The sequence below is a fragment of the Granulicatella sp. HMSC30F09 genome (assembly GCF_001806915.1).
Lineage (GTDB): Bacteria > Bacillota > Bacilli > Lactobacillales > Aerococcaceae > Granulicatella > Granulicatella adiacens.
Genome location: NZ_KV786438.1, coordinates 1 through 701, shown reverse-complemented (window position 1 = coordinate 701; position 701 = coordinate 1). Strand labels below are relative to the sequence as shown.

Here is a 701-nt window from a genome sequence, read left to right as displayed (position 1 = left end):
TTTTGTTTAGATATTTGATATGCAACTATTTTCTTTGTACCATAATCTAAAACTGCACTTAAATAAGCTTTTTCTCCCTTTCCATATTTCAATTCAGTGATATCCGTTAATAGTAGAGCCATTGGCTCGTAATCTTTCTGAAATTCTCGATTTAAAATATTAGCTGCGGTGTATTCTTCAGAGTTAGATTTATAACGATAACGTTTTTTTCGTATAATTGCCTTTAATCCCATTAATTTCATAAGGCGCTGAATACATTTATGATTCACCTTCGCATTTCTATAATAGTTTAAATAGATTGTGATACGACGATATCCATATATACCTTGAACGGATTCATATACTTCGTGTATTAATGACATTAAACGACGTAGTCGTTTTTCAGATTCTGAAGGGACACGATTTAACCATTTATAATAGCCAGCTCTACTAACTTTTAATGCTTTACATAATTGGGTGATATGAAATCCTCTTTTACTTAATTTTTTAATCGTTTGATATTCCGCTTCAAATCTCGTTTGGCAAACATCAACTCGCTTTCCACTTCTTGTAATTTTTTTAGTGCGACATTTTCTGTTTCTAAATATTCGTTTCGTGCCTTTAATATAGCCATTTCTGCACGAATACGCTCAGTTTCTGTCTGTATATTATCTGGTTTTCGTTTTCCTCGACTGTCTATTAATCCATCAGGGCCATATTTT

3 pseudogenes are annotated in these 701 nt (G+C 32.1%); all 3 read right to left on the bottom strand.

Features of this window, described 5'->3' with window-relative positions:
- Positions 1-242 (bottom strand): annotated as a pseudogene (locus tag HMPREF3103_RS09355) (IS3 family transposase); the annotation flags it as partial.
- An 18-nt stretch (positions 243-260) separates the two neighbouring features.
- Positions 261-362: pseudogene (locus HMPREF3103_RS09745) on the bottom strand (hypothetical protein); the annotation flags it as partial.
- A gap of 116 nt (positions 363-478) precedes the next feature.
- Positions 479-701 (bottom strand): annotated as a pseudogene (locus HMPREF3103_RS09545) (hypothetical protein); the annotation flags it as partial.